2 pseudogenes are annotated in these 880 nt (G+C 64.2%); both read left to right on the forward strand.

Annotation, left to right across the window (positions count from 1 at the left end):
* Nucleotides 1-388: pseudogene (locus AHiyo1_RS21650) on the forward strand (substrate-binding domain-containing protein); the annotation flags it as partial.
* 103 nt (nt 389-491) lie between these two features.
* Nucleotides 492-880: pseudogene (locus AHiyo1_RS21655) on the forward strand (ribulokinase); the annotation flags it as partial.

Below are 880 nucleotides of genomic sequence, written 5' to 3' on the forward strand. Positions count from 1 at the left end.
TTGCAGGCGGCTGGCCTTCAGGACGATTTGGCTGGTGGTGGGGGACTGGAGCGCCGGCAGCGGCTATGACATCGGCAGGAAGCTTGCCGGTGAAAGGACCGCCACGGCGCTTTTTGTGGGAAATGACCAGATGGCCCTGGGCCTGCTGCGTGCGTTCAACGAGGCAGGTGTCCGGGTGCCCGAGGATGTTTCGGTGGTGGGTTTCGACGACCAGCCCGAATCAGGCTATTTCACGCCGCCTTTGACCACGGTACGCCAGGACTTCGAAGAACTCGGGCGGCGCTGCATGGACCTCATGCTGAGCGGTATCGAGGGCGGGGAAAGCGTCGGCGCCACGGTGGTGGAGCCAGAGTTGGTGGTGCGCCAAAGTACGTCGGCTCCCGCCTGATCGTATTCATGTTCATGTGGGAAGGACGGCTTGACGTGAATTTTGTTAGCGCTCACAATGGAACCAATCCGCAAGGCTGCGGGCTGGCTTATTGGAGGACTTCATGGACGTCACAGCGGACGGCAAGGAACATTACGTCATCGGCGTGGACTACGGCACGCTTTCGGGCAGGGCCGTGGTGGTGCGGGTCAGGGATGGCAAGGAACTGGGAAGCGGAGTGTTTGAGTACCCGCACGCGGTCATCACGGAGGCCTTACCGGCCGATCTGACCGGCGCGTCTGCTGGCCCGGCTGTCCGCCTTCCCGGCGAATGGGCGCTGCAGGTGCCGCAAGACTACCGCGACGTGTTGCGCCACGCGGTTCCCGCAGCGGTGCGCGACGCCGGGATCGATCCGGCCGCCGTCGTCGGGATTGCCACGGACTTCACGGCGTGCACGATGGTGCCGGTGAAGGCTGACGGCACTCCACTGAACGAGTTGCCCGGCTTCGCCCG

The organism is Arthrobacter sp. Hiyo1, assembly GCF_001263615.2.
GTDB lineage: Bacteria > Actinomycetota > Actinomycetes > Actinomycetales > Micrococcaceae > Arthrobacter.